Origin of the sequence: Gimesia sp. (assembly GCF_040219335.1) — a bacterium.
Lineage (GTDB): Bacteria > Planctomycetota > Planctomycetia > Planctomycetales > Planctomycetaceae > Gimesia.
In genome coordinates this window covers 606,142-622,310 of the sequence record NZ_JAVJSQ010000031.1, presented here as the reverse complement: position 1 = coordinate 622,310, position 16,169 = coordinate 606,142, and the positions used below count along the sequence as shown (strand labels likewise).

The 16,169-nt window shown below is 52.4% G+C and carries 15 protein-coding genes and 1 tRNA gene; 9 read left to right on the top strand and 7 right to left on the bottom strand.

The window, feature by feature from the left end:
• Window positions 1-158 precede the first annotated feature (158 nt).
• The 3 genes from RID21_RS27255 to RID21_RS27245 all read left to right on the top strand — a co-directional run bounded on the left by RID21_RS27255 (window position 159) and on the right by RID21_RS27245 (window position 3,081).
• On the top strand, window positions 159-761 hold the full coding sequence (locus RID21_RS27255; protein WP_350194457.1) for a golvesin C-terminal-like domain-containing protein: 603 nt from the start codon (window positions 159-161) through the stop codon (window positions 759-761).
• A gap of 515 nt (window positions 762-1,276) precedes the next feature.
• A complete protein-coding gene (locus tag RID21_RS27250; RefSeq protein WP_350194455.1) occupies window positions 1,277-1,744 on the top strand; it encodes a hypothetical protein in 468 nt (155 codons plus the stop codon).
• Window positions 1,745-1,965: 221 nt separating this feature from the next.
• Window positions 1,966-3,081 (top strand): hypothetical protein, encoded by a 1,116-nt coding sequence (locus tag RID21_RS27245; RefSeq protein WP_350194453.1) that lies wholly within the window; start codon window positions 1,966-1,968, stop codon window positions 3,079-3,081.
• Between the two features lie 104 nt (window positions 3,082-3,185).
• Here the strand turns inward: RID21_RS27245 and RID21_RS27240 are convergent, their stop codons facing one another.
• The 3 genes from RID21_RS27240 to RID21_RS27230 all read right to left on the bottom strand — a co-directional run bounded on the left by RID21_RS27240 (window position 3,186) and on the right by RID21_RS27230 (window position 8,039).
• Entirely contained in the window at window positions 3,186-4,712 is a 1,527-nt protein-coding gene (locus RID21_RS27240) for a hypothetical protein (protein ID WP_350194451.1), read from the bottom strand.
• A 416-nt stretch (window positions 4,713-5,128) separates the two neighbouring features.
• Window positions 5,129-6,421, bottom strand: a complete 1,293-nt coding sequence (locus RID21_RS27235; RefSeq protein WP_350194449.1) for a Gfo/Idh/MocA family protein — start codon at window positions 6,419-6,421, stop codon at window positions 5,129-5,131.
• A 190-nt stretch (window positions 6,422-6,611) separates the two neighbouring features.
• Window positions 6,612-8,039, bottom strand: a complete 1,428-nt coding sequence (locus RID21_RS27230) for a right-handed parallel beta-helix repeat-containing protein (protein ID WP_350194447.1) — start codon at window positions 8,037-8,039, stop codon at window positions 6,612-6,614.
• Between the two features lie 210 nt (window positions 8,040-8,249).
• On the opposite strand from RID21_RS27230, the gene tadA reads away from it, so the two are divergent.
• The 4 genes from tadA (at window position 8,250) to RID21_RS27210 (ending at window position 11,192) form a co-directional block, all read left to right on the top strand.
• Window positions 8,250-8,765, top strand: coding sequence for a tRNA adenosine(34) deaminase TadA (gene tadA, locus RID21_RS27225; RefSeq protein ID WP_350194445.1), 516 nt, complete (start codon window positions 8,250-8,252; stop codon window positions 8,763-8,765).
• A gap of 318 nt (window positions 8,766-9,083) precedes the next feature.
• On the top strand, window positions 9,084-9,284 hold the full coding sequence (locus RID21_RS27220) for a carbon storage regulator (RefSeq protein ID WP_145042924.1): 201 nt from the start codon (window positions 9,084-9,086) through the stop codon (window positions 9,282-9,284).
• 240 nt (window positions 9,285-9,524) lie between these two features.
• Window positions 9,525-10,277: an undecaprenyl pyrophosphate synthase gene (uppS, locus tag RID21_RS27215; protein ID WP_145042922.1), complete on the top strand. Its 753-nt coding sequence runs from the start codon at window positions 9,525-9,527 to the stop codon at window positions 10,275-10,277.
• 6 nt (window positions 10,278-10,283) lie between these two features.
• The gene (locus RID21_RS27210; protein WP_350194443.1) at window positions 10,284-11,192 is read left to right on the top strand and encodes a phosphatidate cytidylyltransferase; all 909 of its coding nucleotides are present in this window, start codon (window positions 10,284-10,286) and stop codon (window positions 11,190-11,192) included.
• Here RID21_RS27210 and RID21_RS27205 read toward each other — a convergent pair.
• Both RID21_RS27205 and hisG read right to left on the bottom strand, forming a co-directional pair.
• Window positions 11,129-11,773, bottom strand: coding sequence for an amino acid kinase family protein (locus RID21_RS27205; RefSeq protein WP_350194441.1), 645 nt, complete (start codon window positions 11,771-11,773; stop codon window positions 11,129-11,131). The two genes, RID21_RS27210 and RID21_RS27205, sit on opposite strands and share 64 nt — an antisense overlap.
• A 42-nt stretch (window positions 11,774-11,815) precedes the next feature.
• Window positions 11,816-12,694: an ATP phosphoribosyltransferase gene (hisG, locus tag RID21_RS27200; protein ID WP_145042916.1), complete on the bottom strand. Its 879-nt coding sequence runs from the start codon at window positions 12,692-12,694 to the stop codon at window positions 11,816-11,818.
• Window positions 12,695-13,062: 368 nt separating this feature from the next.
• Between hisG and cysC the strand changes: the two genes are divergently transcribed.
• A complete protein-coding gene (gene cysC / locus RID21_RS27195) occupies window positions 13,063-13,677 on the top strand; it encodes an adenylyl-sulfate kinase (RefSeq protein WP_145442383.1) in 615 nt (204 codons plus the stop codon).
• Window positions 13,678-13,799: 122 nt separating this feature from the next.
• Here the strand turns inward: cysC and RID21_RS27190 are convergent, their stop codons facing one another.
• Window positions 13,800-15,332 (bottom strand): sulfatase family protein, encoded by a 1,533-nt coding sequence (locus tag RID21_RS27190; RefSeq protein WP_350194439.1) that lies wholly within the window; start codon window positions 15,330-15,332, stop codon window positions 13,800-13,802.
• A 243-nt stretch (window positions 15,333-15,575) separates the two neighbouring features.
• Between RID21_RS27190 and RID21_RS27185 the strand changes: the two genes are divergently transcribed.
• Window positions 15,576-15,809, top strand: a complete 234-nt coding sequence (locus tag RID21_RS27185; RefSeq protein ID WP_149339643.1) for a hypothetical protein — start codon at window positions 15,576-15,578, stop codon at window positions 15,807-15,809.
• Between the two features lie 156 nt (window positions 15,810-15,965).
• On the opposite strand, the gene RID21_RS27180 is transcribed toward RID21_RS27185, so the two are convergent.
• Window positions 15,966-16,036: transfer RNA gene (locus tag RID21_RS27180), tRNA-Gln, on the bottom strand.
• Window positions 16,037-16,169: the final 133 nt, after the last annotated feature.

Genomic DNA, 16,169 nt, shown 5'->3' with positions numbered 1-16,169 from the left:
AGGGGTTCCACCATTAGCCGCAGGGCGTTAGCCCCGGTTGAAACGACTTGGGTATGGCCCCTTCAAAAAAAGAAACACGAACTGCCGTCGGTAAACTCTCCAGCGATGAACCCACTTACCGGTGGCTAGCGTCATTCCGCTCACAGAAAACAGCGCTCATGAAACCCACACTCATTTTCACCATCCTGCTGGCCTGCCTCTCGATTTCACAACCCCCCCTCCATTCCAGCGAACCCACTCCCCAACTCAAACCCCACCCCGACGCGGTCGCCAACACCCACGCTCCCGGCGAGGTCGATAAACCCGAACTCGTCCCCTTCATCGTACCCGATCCCACAAAACTGAAAGGCATCGTCGTCGATGAAACCCAGGCCAGGCTCGTCGGCACCTGGCAGTATTCCACGCACACGCCTCCCTACGTCGGACTCGGCTATCTGCACGATCAGAAAAAAGGGAAGGGGGAGAAAGCGGTCATCTTCACTCCCGATCTGCCAAAGTCCGGCCGCTACGAAGTCCGGATGTCACACTGCTACAACATCCGCAGATCAACCAACACCCCGGTCACAATCCACCACGCCGCCGGTGAAAAAACAATCCGCATCAACCAGCAGCAGATCCCCCCGCACAACAAACTGTTCCGCACCCTGGGCACTTACCACTTCGTCAAAGGCAAATCAGGCTGGGTGAAAATCTCCAACGCAGGCACCGACGGCAAATACGTCATCGCCGACGCAGTTCAGTTCATCTATGTCGGCGAATAATCGTTTCGCGTCTTTCATGATATTCACCGAGTCGGACGAAGGCAATGCGGTGGAATCCGCGAGTTCTAAAAACAGACATAGGGCGCGGCCCTGTGTGGCCGCCCGCCTGGGGACATACAAGCTGCTTCCGCTTCCGATGGTCCCAGAGAACACATCCGGGGTGGGCTCGAATGTAATTCGAGCCGAGCGCAGCGAGCAGGAGGTCACAGCTCACTCAACCATTCTGAAACAGAGCTTCCGCAGCGCATTAAATTGAATGACGCAAGGGCCTGCTCCATCATCCGCTCACACATCCACCTACTGTTGCCTGCGGCAATCTCTGATTGTTTCCAATACCACCCTTAGATTGATCGGCGCTCTGAGCACCTTTCGCTTCAATACAGACATAATCTCTGGCAAAGACACCGACGCTCAATTCATCATTGCGACTGCGTTCTAAAACGTGTATGTTTGTGAGTGGCTTGCGTTGGCGTTTGAGTGAGTCCGAAAATGCAACAAAGAGAGGGGGGGCCTGAATGAGTGATGTCGAAAGTGATATGAACACCGCAAAACCAGCGGTTACCAATACGGTCTTGAATTCGATCAATTGGAAGTGGGTCATTATTTTATGTATCGCGGGTGGGGGCTGCATCCTCGGATCGATGGCCACAATCAATTCGTTGCAGGCGGAAGAAAAAGAATTTGAGGGCAAGTTAAGCAACATCAGGATGGGGGAACTTGCCAAACCGTCTCACGAAATCCCGGTTCAATATCGAAATGTGCCACGTGGCTCTCGTGTCCTGATCCCTCTCGTTCCCAAAATACGGACCAATTCAAAGCAAACGATCGAACTGGCAAATCAACTCGAAGATACCCAAAGCATGATCTTTGTTCTTCAGTTTGGTAAACCTCTTGGATACCTGATCCTGGCGGGTGCCGTGATAGTACTGGCACGAGGACTGTTACGAGGCCCCCTTAACAACAAAAACAGTCAATCCACTTGAGCTGCCAGTCTGCCATACGCCCGGGATTGTTGCTGAATGCAGGTGCCTCCCCGTTTCTCTATCTCGGAGAATATATCACACCAGTGACTAGTAGCATAATGAGAACTCTATCGAGTGGACTCAATTGCGAGAGATGGTTCTAACTTGATGAGTGAACTATTTCCTGAAAACGGCTGTCTGTATTCGTATCAGGGTAGTGTGGGAGTTGGGATTGATAAGGAGTGGAAGCATTGGCAAAGTATTGTATTTTTTGTGGTGAGCAACCAGAAGAAAAAACGAAAGAGCATGTGCTTCCTCATTGGCTGATTGCTTTAACCGGTGATCCTAAAAGAAAAGCATTCTTCGGAATCAGCATGTCTAATGGAAATTCTTCTACGCAGAGAGAATTTTCATTCGATGCTTTCACATTTCCTGCATGCAGCAAATGCAATCACGATTATTCAGACTTGGAAAAAAACACAAAGCAGACTTTTGAAAAGATGTTCAATCATGAAAAGGTTTCTCCACATGATTTGAGTTTACTGCTGGATTGGTTTGATAAAGTTCGAACCGGGTTATGGCTAGGGTTTAATCAACTCAATCAAAATGTCGCAAATATAAAACCCAAGTTTCATATTACAACTCGTCTTGGCCAATATGACAGAGCACTATTTGTCGCGAAAGCTGATCCTGCAAAAAACAAATTATTAACAATGGGCATTAGTCCCTTTGTATTTGAATTCAATCCAAGTGCGTTTACTTTGGCTGTAAATGGTTTTTACTTTACAAATATTTCTTACAATTTCTTGTTTTCGAAAGAGATAGGATTTCCCTATCCAAGAAAATCTTGGGTTCAGCCTTATGAAGTGTATGAATCAACCACGAATATTAATATTGGGCCAGGAAAAAATAAGGTCGCTCGCCCATTTCTACAATTTCCCGTAGGGCTTAATTGTCTCGAATTCTATCAACCAATGTTTAAAGGTGGTTTATTTGATCGAATCGCAAAGGAATACGACTGCGAATATGTGCGACAAAATAGCTTGGATTTTGAAAAAGGCGTAGGTGCGATTTTTAGAAGGGTCGGGACAAAGATTATAAGGTGTCTGAATAATGAGGAAGTAGAAATCGTTCCCCACGAATCATATCAGGATCAAACACTCTACTATAAGGCGGCTATTAATACCTTAAAATGGCAAAACTACTTGTTCTCAATCCGAGCTGATGAATCACTTCTTACAAAGGAGCAACAGGAGTTTCGGGACCAAATATTTTCAACAGTGATTCAAAGTAATCGAGTTTATATGAAAAAACTCGATCAAGAATTTAATGAATTAAAGAACTCAAAAAGAAAATGAGTTGATCAGGTAACGAGAGTCTGTTTTAACAGTCCTTGATTCTGTGTTTTTTCGTGTCTTTCGTGCTTTTCGTGGTAGCAAAAAAACTTCAAGGATTTCGCGGTCTAATCCACCTGCGGTGCCAGGCTGCCGTAAGCCCACGGATTATTATTAAACGCCGGTGCCGCAGGCCGCTCGGGCTGTTCGTCCGGCGTCAACTGTTTCGACAATTCCACCGCTGCGTCGACCATCTGGGGACCCGCCGTGGTGACCAGGTTACTGTAACTGGTCAGCCGGGTTTCGTAGCCGCCGCCGTTCTTGTCGAACGCCTCTTTCGTGGGCACATAACCGACGCAGCCGTTCGCCAGTGAGACCGGGAACGTGATCGGAAACGGACTGCCCGCTTTGATATCCAGACCCAGCTGGCAGAAGAATTCCGCGGGGTCGGTCAGCAGGACCACCGGGCCGATCTGGATCGCCTGTACTTCCACTTTCGCTACCGGCTCCTGTTGCAATCGGGCATCCAGCAGGACGGTCTCTTTCGCGAACACCCAGTCGGTCGCGTTCGATTTTGCGGGGCCTGCTTTGACAATTTCGACCGCTTCAGCCACATGTTCGGGCGTCGGCTTGCGGCGGGGAATCTCCAGCATTTTGACTTTGCTGGCAATCGTTTTGAAGTTACCTCGCGGCATTGTGAGCAGCACTTTCACTGCCTCGGCTCCAATCCGGCCACCCACAAACCGGGCCGACTCTTCACTGGGCCGCCGCTGATATTTCGAAAGGTTATCCACCTGCGTCACATCGCCCGAGGCTCCCGCCAGAAAGACGAGCGTCACGTCTTTCCCGAACACGCCGCGAATCACCTGTTCCATATAATAGATGTAATTGGCTGAGATCCCCCCCGGGTTGGTCGTCGCGTGACACACGAAGTTCACGATACACCCTTTGAGCTGTCCCTGTTCATCCCAGACGCCGATCACGCCAACTTCCGGATCGACGGGACCCGCGGGTTTCACAATATCCGGGTTGCCGGGCCGCGGATGCGTAAAGGTCAATCCGTTCCGCATGAAGAACCGGCGGTTGAAGGCCACCTGCTCTTCAATCCCCACTCCCGCTCCACATTCAGACGCACTCCGTTTGTTGTACGCTTCGCAGATCGCCTCCACACTCTGATCGACGACCGTTTCCAGGTAGGCAGTCTCAGCCGTCGATGATTTCTCATACGCCAGTTCCTGTACGAATTTTGAAGCATGATCGTATTCGCCGGGCAGAATCATGCCCATCGGACCGGAAGAGTGTGAGTGTGTCGCGTGCAGCAGAATCGAGTTCGCCGGAATCTTGCATTTGGCTTCAACCCGTTCACGAATTTCATCCACGGTGACTCTGCGGATAAACAGCGCATCCAGGCTGACGACCGCAACCACGTTGGTTCCGTTGTCAAACACAGCCGCCCGCGTTTTACAGGGATCGTGAAACGAACGATGAAACGATTTCCCGTAACCGCCCGGCTGTTCCATGCCGATCTCCGGCGTGATGTCACGCTCGGCGAAACCGACTTTCACCTGTGGCGTTTCAGCCGCGCTGGTGTCGGCAGCGGTAAGCATCAGGACAGTGAGGGTGACTGCAGTGCAAAACAGGAAGCGCATTTTCATGAGAAAACTCGATCTTGATCAGGTGGGAAAACAGGAGGAATGTTTTCCTCATTGTAAGCAGAATCAAAATCGGGCCGCTACTGAAGAAAGTTAAGAAATTCGCGAGGCAGAGAAATTTCTCAAACGAAATGAAATGAAGTGAGAGAGCGAACACCGTTGGACAAGCCAACGGTGCCACCCGATTGCCTCAAATAAATCAATGTAGGGTAAATCAATGTAGGGGTTGGCCTGTGTGCCAACCCGCCTTGCGAGAGTCGAGCTTAATTCACCCGTGCATAGGAAGCAGGGTAACAATGCGAATAACTGGCCCCATCGAAAGTCAATCACGGCGGGCGACCACACAGGGTCGCCCCTACCGGATGAAATTACTATGGGATGATTTCCCGTCGCGTATTTCTACCGCGTTTATAGAAACCTTACACCAGTTCGTAAGGTTTACGGTATTCCTTCGAAAGCCATTTGGCGGCGTCAGCATCGCCTACGATAGTTTCCTGTTTTGGATCCCACTGGATCTTCTTACCGGTCCGCACGGCGATATTGCCGAGGTGACACACTGTGGCGGAACGATGTCCGATGCTGATGTCAGCGGCCGGCTTTTCGCGGGTCTTGATGCACTCAATAAAATTGTTGACGTGCGCGATGTTCGCATCACGGTTTACAATCTTAGGCACATCGACTTCTTTCAACAGCTCAGGTGGATTCGCAATGATACCGCCGCGGTAGACGAACAGGCTTCCCTTTTCACCCACGAACTCGGTTCCCTGTTTTTTACTCGGGGTGCCGGGAACCTGGCGACAGTTCATGACGACACCATTGTCATACGTGTATTTGATGTTGGTGGTATCGGGAGTTTCGTACCAGCCATCGGGATTGAAAGTCGCCGATCCTTCTGCACTCACGGGGCCGCTTTCATCCATCCCCAGTCCCCACTGTGCGATATCCAGATGGTGGGCACCAAAGTTGGTCTGCTGGCCGCCACTGTAATCCCAGAAGAAACGGAACAGGTAGTGCACCCGGTTTTTGTTGTAGGGACGCTCCGGTGCCGGCCCCAGCCAGCGGTCAAAGTCAAATCCCTGTGGCGGTGCACTGTCGGGAACCGGCTTGCCGGCCCGTGCGATCCAGTTGGGACCGGGCAGGGTGACGTTCACGGTGTGAATCTTACCCAGGAGACCCGACTGCACCAGATCGACGGCCAGTTTGAATTCCTTGCCGCTGCGCTGCATGGTTCCGGTCTGGACGACACGGTTGTGTTTCCGTGCCGCGTCAATCATCACGGGGCCTTCATCAACCACGAGTGTCAGCGGTTTTTCACAGTAGACGTCTTTGCCCGCACGGCAGGCTTCAACCGTCATCTTGGCGTGCCACTGGTCAGGCACGGTCACAACAACCGCGTCAATGTCTTTGGAATCGAGCAGTCGCCGATAATCGTCTGTCTTCACGGCCGACTTGTTGGCGTTCTTCTTCAGGAAGGCGTCTGCTTCGGCGAGGTAATTCTGATCCAGGTCACACAGTGCTTCGATGTTGTTGAGGAAGTACTTCATGTTGTTCCGCGGGCCACCCTGGTTACCAACGCCGATCATCCCGATCCGCACACGTTCGCTGGGGGGAACTGCCGCGAAAGTAGAGCGATAGCTCTTGGCAGTCAGGCCCATGAAGAGACCGCTGTAAACCGATTTTTTCAGAAAGTGACGACGTGACATTTGCGACATGAACAGACTCCTCGAGCGACGGAATAAATAATATGAATGACCGGCGATTTCCTGCAGAAATTCGCCCTGATCGTTATCCAGCGGGACCGCTTATCATAGCAGCACCCGGACCTGAGTCAATCAGATTCAGATCGGAGTAATACTCTCATTTTGATGCGACGAGGGATGCGTGGCTAGTGAACCAGGGACTCTACTTTTGTGATCCCTTTTTATAAAGGTTGTTCACGATTTGATTGTCCTTACCGCCGATGATCTCGAGCGCCTGGGCGTTCTCGCTGTCGGGTAGATCGGTAGAAATCAGGCAGTCTGACACGCGACTGTCGGAGACGTTCTTCAGCAGCAGTCCGGTGGTGGAATAATCGAGAATCGAACAACCCACGATATTCATTCGACGCGAATCGCGCACTTCAAAGGCAACCCGCTCATCGCCGGTCCCGTTGATATGGTTGCCGCTGATCGTGCAGCCGTCACAGTTCGTAAACAGCATACCGACCTGGGCCGTGCTCCCGTCGCCATAGTGATAGCGGGGATTCCGGTCGAGCACATTATTCGAGATCAGAATGTTGTTACAGTCTTCGACGCGGATATTGTGCGTGTAACCCTTCCACATCGTGTTGCCGGTCACCGTGACACCCCGGGCACTGGTGATTTCGATATTGGTCTGCACATCTGAAAGCACATTGTCAGCGATGGTGATATTTCCGTCCCGATGTTCTTTGGAGTGTGGGCGAATGCGGGCATTTTCATTAATCCGAATGTTGGCAGAACCGGGAGCATTATGATCGTGTTGAATCGTGCAGCCCACAATCGCGATCTCTCCGACCATGGCACCTTCGGAATCAATCAGCACATTCGCCGTCGGTTTCGAGTTTTCATCACCCATATTGCCTTCAATGTCACAGGTGCCGATCTGAATGTTGCGGATGTCACCTTTGTCGACAACCACGCCTCCACCGGCGTTATAAGAAATATGACAGCCGATGATATTCGATTGATGGATGCTCACGTGATCGTAATACACGCCCGCGCCCCGATTCTCATACAGGTGGCAGTTGGAAACGATCACGTTCCGGTTGCGTTTGGTAAAGTGAATCGCATGCAGCGCGCGGCGGATCGTCAATCGCGTGAGCGTGATCTGCATGGTGCCCGTCGCTTCGATGCCGCAGGCTTCCGCATGATCCCCCACAATCTCCAGTCCGTCGACCATGGGGGACCGCTGATTCTGCCAGACGTTTTCTTTCACTGTATGCGGGCTGGCGGTTCCTTCATGCGTGCCAATGAAACGAAACGCGGGACCGGGGCCAGCCATGATGATCGTCGCGGTGCCGTCAGAACTGATCGACGTCGGCCCCAGTTTGTCGAGGTCAACAGTGATGGTCTTCGTCAGACGGTAGACCCCTTTCGGAAAGACGATCTGCCCCTGCTTTGAATCGACGGCCCGCTGGATGGCATCACTGTCATCGGCTGCGCCGTCCCCAATTGCGCCAAAGGCTTTGACGGTGGTGTCGAGTGCCGGCGGTTTCTCGCTGGTCTGATTCTGAGACTGAGTCTTGGGAGCCATAATCAACAGACAGCTGAGGACCAGCAGCGTTGAAACACAGATCACGATGCTGCGCATGGGAGTTCACCTTGATGATTCACGGGAGAGGTTTCAATAGTAAGAGTGACGGTAATATTGTAAGCGGATTCCCGCCTGAATCTCAAACAGAGTCGACAAGGATACTCCTTTCCGGCAAGATTCACTCAGGGCCCCCCTTCCTTTTCCGCGGGGACTGGATTATGTTGAGCAGCAGACGGTAACTCCTTCTTATTCAAAAGCGTGACTGTGATGATTGATCGACCCGACGAATCCGAATTTACCCCCGGCGACCGCGAACTGCTGCAACTGCATACCCGCTGGATGCGTTTTGCGTATGACGAAGCCCGGGCAGCGTTCGAAGAAGATGAAGTTCCCGTCGGTGCAGTGATTGTTCATCAGGATCGGATTATTGCAGCCGCACACAATCAGCGGGAAACATTGAGCGACCCCACAGCGCATGCCGAGATGATCGCGATTACCCAAGCCGCGGAGTCGCTGGGGACCTGGCGTCTGAGTGACTGCGTGTTATACGTGACGCTGGAACCCTGTCCCATGTGTGCAGGGGCGATTATTCAGTCACGCATTCCCCTGGTGATCTATGGGACACGCGATGAAAAAGCAGGTGCGTGTCATTCATTGTTTGAGATCACCAATGATCCACGGTTGAATCATCAGAGCGTTGTCATCAGTGGCGTGATGCAGGATGAGTGTCGTACGATCCTGCAGGAGTTCTTTCGCAACAAACGCGCGCAGGGAAAAAAATAGTTTTCGATCCGATACTATTTTTAAAAACGCGCTCGTCACACGCATGTCGATTTGATGAATTCTTTTTGGGTACGACTGCTTGTCACAGTGAAGATGCTACATCGTTGACATGTCGATGATGTGCTAATGAAATTAAGCGGAGAGATTCTGAAATCAATTTTGTCAAGTGATATTCTAACAAAAGAAACCTCCTTAAAAATCGTTTTATTTTTTGAATGCTTTCAGCTTGTCCTTCTGATTGCACTTCGTCAAAATGAGCGACACAATAACTTTTCACAATTCACAGATTCAATTCTGAAATTTCTTTGAGGCGAGCGAATGCATATTATCTCTCGTGAAGCGAATGAGAGTATCCTCATTGGGGAACATACAGTAGTTAAAGTTTTAGAAGTGTTTGAGGATCGCGTCAAATTGTCGATTGAATCTCCGGGGGCCGAACCCGCTTACTGGGAAGAAACCGTTTACCTGGATCCCGTCCTCGAAGCTGAAGAACTCGAATCGGTCCAGATCAGCGGCTGATTCTTTTCGCAGAGATGATTTCAGGAGGGAATTGACCCCGGAACATCTGTACGAAACCGGAACTACGGTTCATTCTTTAAAGATGCTGTGCTTTCTCCCCGCGCAGCCTTGGCGTTTTTGCCGAAATTGCTCAAAATAAACAGACAGGGCAGATCTGATTCTGCCCACGCTTGTCAAGCCGTCTGCCAGAGCAGGCCAGAAGTCAAACTCAATCAATCATCAGACATTGTGAGGCAAATTGTGCCCGCCATATCGGAACAGGATGGGGAATCGCTGGGGCTGGAATCCCGCCAACTGCCCCGGCATATCGCGATCATCATGGATGGTAACGGTCGCTGGGCCTCACGTCGTGGTTTTCCCCGCATCGAAGGTCATCGCCAGGGCGTCAACAGCGTGCGCACTGTCGTGGAAGAATCGACGCGACTGGGCATCGAACAGCTCACACTCTATTGTCTCAGTAGTGAGAACTGGAAGCGTCCCGCCCTCGAACTCAACCTGCTGATGCAGCTGTTGAAAAAGTTCGTGATCGGCGAACGTGAAGAAATCATGCGGCAGAACATTCGCTTCTCCACCATCGGCCGTCGCTCAGACCTGCCGAAAGATGTGCTGGCGGAAGTCGACAAAACCATCGACGAGAGTCGAAATAATACCGGCATGCAACTCTGTCTCGCCCTCAATTACGGTAGCCGTTCTGAAATTGTGGACGCCGTGAAGTCGATTGTGAGTGAAGTCGAGCAGGGCGGACTCAAAGCCGAAGACATCGATGAAGACGTGATCTCTTCCCATCTTTACACCGCAGGCATGCCCGACCCGGATCTGGTAATTCGGACTGCCGGCGAAATGCGCGTCAGTAATTTTCTGCTCTGGCAGATCAGTTATGCCGAACTCTGGGTGACTGAAACCTACTGGCCTGATTTTTCCGTCAACGATTTCTGGCAGGCACTCCGTGACTTCGCCGCCCGCGACCGTCGCTTCGGCGGTTTGAAAGGATAACGCAGCATGCTGGGCTGGCGGCTTCTGGTTTCCGCAACTCTGATTCCCCTGCTGTTCGGTCTGTTTTACCTCGACCAACGTGCGGGGAGCAGCGCCCCCTGGTTACTGGGACTCTGCTGGCTCCTGATTCTCCGGGGAACCTGGGAGATCACGCAACTGCTGACGGTCCGCAATCTGAAACCGGGATATCCGCTGGTCTGTCTGCTCTCGCTGCTGATCTGTAACGCGGCCTGGCTGCCCTGGCTGGTTCCTTCACTGCAGACCGGCGCGAATGATCCGCAGACGCTTTCACTGGCCCTGCTGTCGGTAACCTATGCGATTTCGGTTCTGCTACTGTTCCTGAAGAATGCGATTCGTTTTCAGGAACCGGGCCAGACAATGGAAATTCTGGGAGCCGAACTGCTGGGCGTTTCGTACGTCGGCTTTCTGCTTGCGATGCTGGCCGAACTCCGCTGGGTCGCGGGTCCCCAGACCGGATACCTCGCTCTGGGCGCCTTGATCATCAGTGCCAAGCTGGGTGATGTCGGCGGTTATACGTTTGGTCGTCTCTGGGGTAAGAAAAAACTTGTGCCCCGTCTGAGTCCGGGGAAAACCTGGATAGGCGGCTTCGGTGCGATCTTCGGGGCTTCACTCGGCGCCTGGCTCTGGCTGCAGTTCACTCCCTCCCTGTTTAACGACAACTGGAGTGCCCCCGCGTGGTACTGGTCGATCCTGTTCGGTGCGATCATCGGCGTTGTCGGTCTCGTGGGGGACCTGTGTGAATCGCTGATCAAGCGGGATGTGGGCAAAAAAGATTCTGCGGAACTGCTGCCCGGCTTCGGCGGCCTGCTCGATCTGCTCGACAGTCCCCTTTATGCAGGGCCGGTGGCGTTCCTGCTCTGGAAGCTGCTGCCCCTGGTGACTGTCGCCAGTTGAAGCGTCTCCTCCGAGGATCTCAGGTTACACCAGCGCAGGCACGGCAGACTATCCGCCAGCTTCGGGAAATATGGGTCGACCAATTCCTGAGCAGACAGGTCATCCGTCGTTACTGTATTCGGCAAGTCGACAGACTTCAGTAAAACCAGTTCATCTGCCGGCCAGGTGAGTGTGATCCAGGCGGCGATCGAGTCGCTGGTTACATCCCAGGAAGTGGGGAGGTCAGCATACTCTTCTGACTGCGTGTCAACTAAGTAGTCGTTGATGGATAAGACTGGCGTCAGACCCACCCGCCAGAGATGCTCTGCTTCTCTGATATTGAGCACGAGTCGCGCATCAGGTAGCAGATAACAGAGCAGGGAGTTATTGAGCAGCATTGCCTGAATCGCCAGGGAATGCCAGTTGCCTTGAGGTAAATCATAGATCCGATCCCTGTCCCGCACCAGGTTCGCTTCTTGACCGCCCCCGGCCAGCAGCAGCGGTTGGGAATCCTTCAATTCTGACAGCAGGTTCACCAGTCGATCTTTCAGGTCCGGCAGATCGAACAGGCTCCCTCCGACTTTGATGACGGTGACAGGCATGCTGTGTTCCTGTTTGAGCCGGGACTGATCTCCGAGCTGGAATCAGTCGATGATTTTGGAAATCTGGTATTCCACGATGCCACAGGCACCGGCGGATTTCAGTTTCGGTACAATCGAGCGTACGACCGATTCTTCCATGATGGTGTTGATGGCCACCCAGTCGGGGTCGGACAGTGAAGAAACGGTCGGCTTCTGCAGCGCAGGCAGCAGGTTGAGTACCTTCTCCAGATCGGTACGGACCACGTTCATCATCAGGCAGACTTTGCCTTCCGCAGCCAGACAGGACTCGAGCATCATCGCGATGTTTTCGAGCTTCTCGCGCTTCCAGGGATCTTCGTAGGCCTGCTTGTTGGCGATGAAGCGGGTCGTGCTCTGCATCAGCTCTTCCACGATCCGCAGGTTATTGGCCCGCAGGGAAGAACCGGTTTCGGTGACTTCCACAATCGCATCGGCCAGTTTGGGAGGCTTGACCTCAGTCGCACCCCAGGAGAACTCAACTTTCGCAGTTACGCCGTGCTGTTCGAGGTAGCGCTCGGTCATGCCGACGACTTCGGTGGCGATTCGCTTGCCTTCCAGGTCTTTGACGGACTGCACGGGGGAATCTTCAGGAACGCAGAGCACCCAGCGAACGGGGCGACGGCTGACTTTGGAGAACTGCAGTTCGCAGATTTCCTGAACGTCTGCTCCTGTCTCGAGGATCCAGTCGTGGCCGGTGATGCCGGCGTCCAGAATTCCCTGGTCGACGTAACGGGCCATTTCCTGGGCCCGGATCAGCAGACACTCGATTTCATCATCGTCGATCGTCGGGTAGTAGGACCGGGAAGAAAATTTGATGACGTATCCGGCGCGTTTGAATAATTCCGCCGTCGATTCCTGTAAACTTCCCGCGGGAATACCGAGTTTTAAGACCTTGTCGGACATGATTCCTGTGTTTCTGAGTTCGATGGTTGAAGCGTAAGGTATAGGCAAATAACAATTTATAGGTATGGTCCGTCACTGGAATGCAGGCGGCACCCGCAAGGTACTGATGCACCCTGCCACTGCAGAGCTCGCCGGCAATCATTCCCTGCGCGTACTCTAACAGCTCAAAAACAGCAGTTCCAGTAGTCCAGAACGAGAATGTTCCCAGAAATTCCCAATCTGTGGGCTTCCATCGGCAGGGGACATTCTCTAGGATCGTGCAATCATCAACTCACAATAGTCGATTTCTGCACTGTTTTCACCGCAGAGATCTGCAGATAAACCCTGTTTCCAAAGATATTTTTGAACGAGTAAGGAGAAATTCCTCGATGGCCGAGCAAAAAGCCACCAACGTGACTTGGCACGAACACCACGTATCTAAAGAAAAACGCTGTCAGCAGAACGGACACAAGGGTGCCGTTCTCTGGTTCACCGGTTTGAGCGGATCCGGCAAAAGCACGATCGCCAACACCGTTGATCACAAGCTGTTCGAACAAGGCAAACACACCTTCGTTCTGGATGGCGACAACGTCCGCATGGGTCTGAACAAGAACCTGGGCTTTTCTCCTGAAGACCGTACCGAAAACATCCGTCGTATCGGCGAAGTTTCCAAACTGTACACCGACGCCGGTATCCTCGTCATGACCGCCTTCATTTCTCCCTACCGTGAAGACCGTGATCAGGTCCGCGAAATTCTGGGTGATGGCGAGTTCATCGAGATCTTCGTCAAAGCTTCTCTGGAAACCTGCGAAGAACGCGATCCCAAAGGCCTCTACAAGAAGGCACGGGCTGGCGAAATCAAAGGCTTCACCGGTATCGACGCTCCTTACGAAGAACCGGAAAAAGCAGAACTGGTTCTCGATTCCGACGGAAAAGGCATCGACGAGCTGGCTGATGAAGTCGTCGCCTACCTCGAATCCAACGGATACCTGACCTATCCGTAAGCGATCAGCACACAATTTGTGTTGTGATCGCTCATAACACAAACGTGTGAATGAAAAAAACTCAGGCTTGCAGCTCGCTGCCTGAGTTTTTTATTGCGCTGTGCCAGACAACTCCGGCTGTTTTACTTGTCTTTCTCTTTGAGTTTGTAAGGACCCAGTCCGGGAGCCGACTTGAACCAGTCTTTCGGTCGCTCCTTGAGGTTCTTGGAATAGACGCGAATCGCCCGTTCGTCCCAGAACTCAGGGATCGCTGGATCTTCAGGAGTGCGACCTTTGTCGTCGATTTCTTCCATCCAGTGATCCAAAGCGGCAGACAGTCGCTGTTTTGTCTCGGCGTAAGCGGGATTATCAGCCAGGTTGTTGATCTCCCAGGGATCGTTGCGGGTGTCATACAGTTCCTCACGGGGACGTGTCTCCGCCATCAGCACAGCCGGCGGACCGCTTAATTCCCCTTTCGCATGCAGATCCCGCAGCAGTCCGATGATTGGGTACTGAGTTTCCTTGTAACGATTGATCTGCAGGAACGGCCGTTCGGGATACTTGTTTCTCAGGTAGCGAAACTGCTTGTCGCGAACCGTGCGGATGTGAAACACGGTCTCGTCGCCGCGGTCCCGTCCGCCGAACAGGTAGCTGCGCGGCTTCTCAGTCTGACTACCCAGAAAAACCTGTCCCTGCATACGGGATGGTTTCTCGATGCCCGCCAGGGCCAGCGTGGTCGCACTCAGGTCGATGGACGAAATCAGCTGATCGCTCTTCGCGCCACGATGATACTGTGCGGGGGCTGGCAGATCCGAATTTCCTTCGGGCCAGTAAATGATCAGCGGGATATGCAGACCGCTGTCGTAAGGCCACTGTTTGCCGCGGGGCATAGCGCGACCATGATCGGCCATGAAGACGACGATCGTATTCTTGTCCAGCTGATCCCGCTTGAGCAGATCCAGAATAAACGCCACCTTTTTATCGACGGCCATCACGGTATTCAGATACTGCGCCCAGACCGCCCGTGTCACGGGGTGATCGGGATAGTACGGTGGGATCTGCACTTTCTCCGGATCGACCTGGTAGTCGAGATACTCATGAGCCGAGTTCCAGGCACCGCCTCGATGTGTTTCCGAAAAGTTGATCTGGGCATAAAAGGGTTGATGCTGTTTGAGTTCATCCCAGTCTTTGAGATCGAAGGGCTGCTTTCCTTTGGGGTAGGTGAAGTTCCAGTCGGTCTTACCGGTCCCTTTGTAGAACTTGGCCAGCTTGCGGTCTTTCGTCAGGTTCCGAATATTCGCAGTCGTGTAACCTGCTGGACGCAACCAGTCGGTGATGACGCGAACGCCCTCGGGCAGCGGGTTGGTGCCGTCGCGATGGGATCGATGATTGTGAGCGTCAATCGACATCGCATACATGCCCGTCATGAAAGACGAACGGCTTGTCGAACAGACGGGCGTGACAGTAAACGCATTCTGAAACTGCATCCCCTGTTGCGCCAGACGGTCCAGTGTCGGCGTTTTGACTTCGGGCGTACCGTAGCAGCCGAGTTCCGGGCCCATATCTTCAGCGATAATCCAGAGAATGTTCGGCTGCTGGTCAGCGGCTGAAACCTGTTGAGAAAGTAATACACCAGCCGTGAGTATCAGACAAAGCGCAAGCAGAGAGCGGAGCATGATAGAAACTCTTCACCAAAAGAATTCGAATTGAGTAATGAACCTGAGCGGGACAGTTCATCTTCAACAATGCATCGAGCAATGTCAATCAAGGACTGTTTCCCCGAAACCATCTGAGGCACGCTTCGCTGTCAAATCGATCTTGCAGGTCTGATTTCTGCGGTTAAGCTTTAAATAGAGCCACCACCAACGTTGCCCGCTGACTTTTATCTCAGTCTTACTTATTAAATAAGGAGAGATTAGATGGCGCTCTACAAGTACAAAGAGTATCTCGAACACGCGGACCAGCCGGAATTCGACACGCTGCACAACCCCGGCGAAATCTGCCCCCACTCCGGTATCTATCGCTGCGAAGCCTGCGGCGACGAGATCGCCTCCAACAAAGACAATCCCTTTCCACCCCAGAACCACCACCAGCACGCAGAAAACCTGGGACCGATTCAATGGAAGCTGATCATCATTTCACAGCAGCGGTGAAGGGGAGACTCTTGACCAGAAGCTGAGGCTCTGCTCTGTGTATGAAATGAATGCTGTTGAAAGCACAATGGCGAGGCTTGCAGGTCCAGCTTGAGCCTCGTTGCCTCATTCCAATAAAAAAAGCCCTAAACCATTGCTGGTTCAGGACTTTTCAAGTTGCCCGACTAGGATTCGAACCTAGACTAAATGAGTCAGAGTCATTCGTGCTACCGTTACACTATCAGGCAATAAGTTGTGAGTGAGTTCGCTAAGCTGTGCAGGCGTCGTCACTTGTAGCACTAAGAGGCATTATACGAAAATTTCTCGGTACGCCAAGTCGATCCGGGCGAGAATTTTCTATTCTTTTCAGTCTGCTTAGCT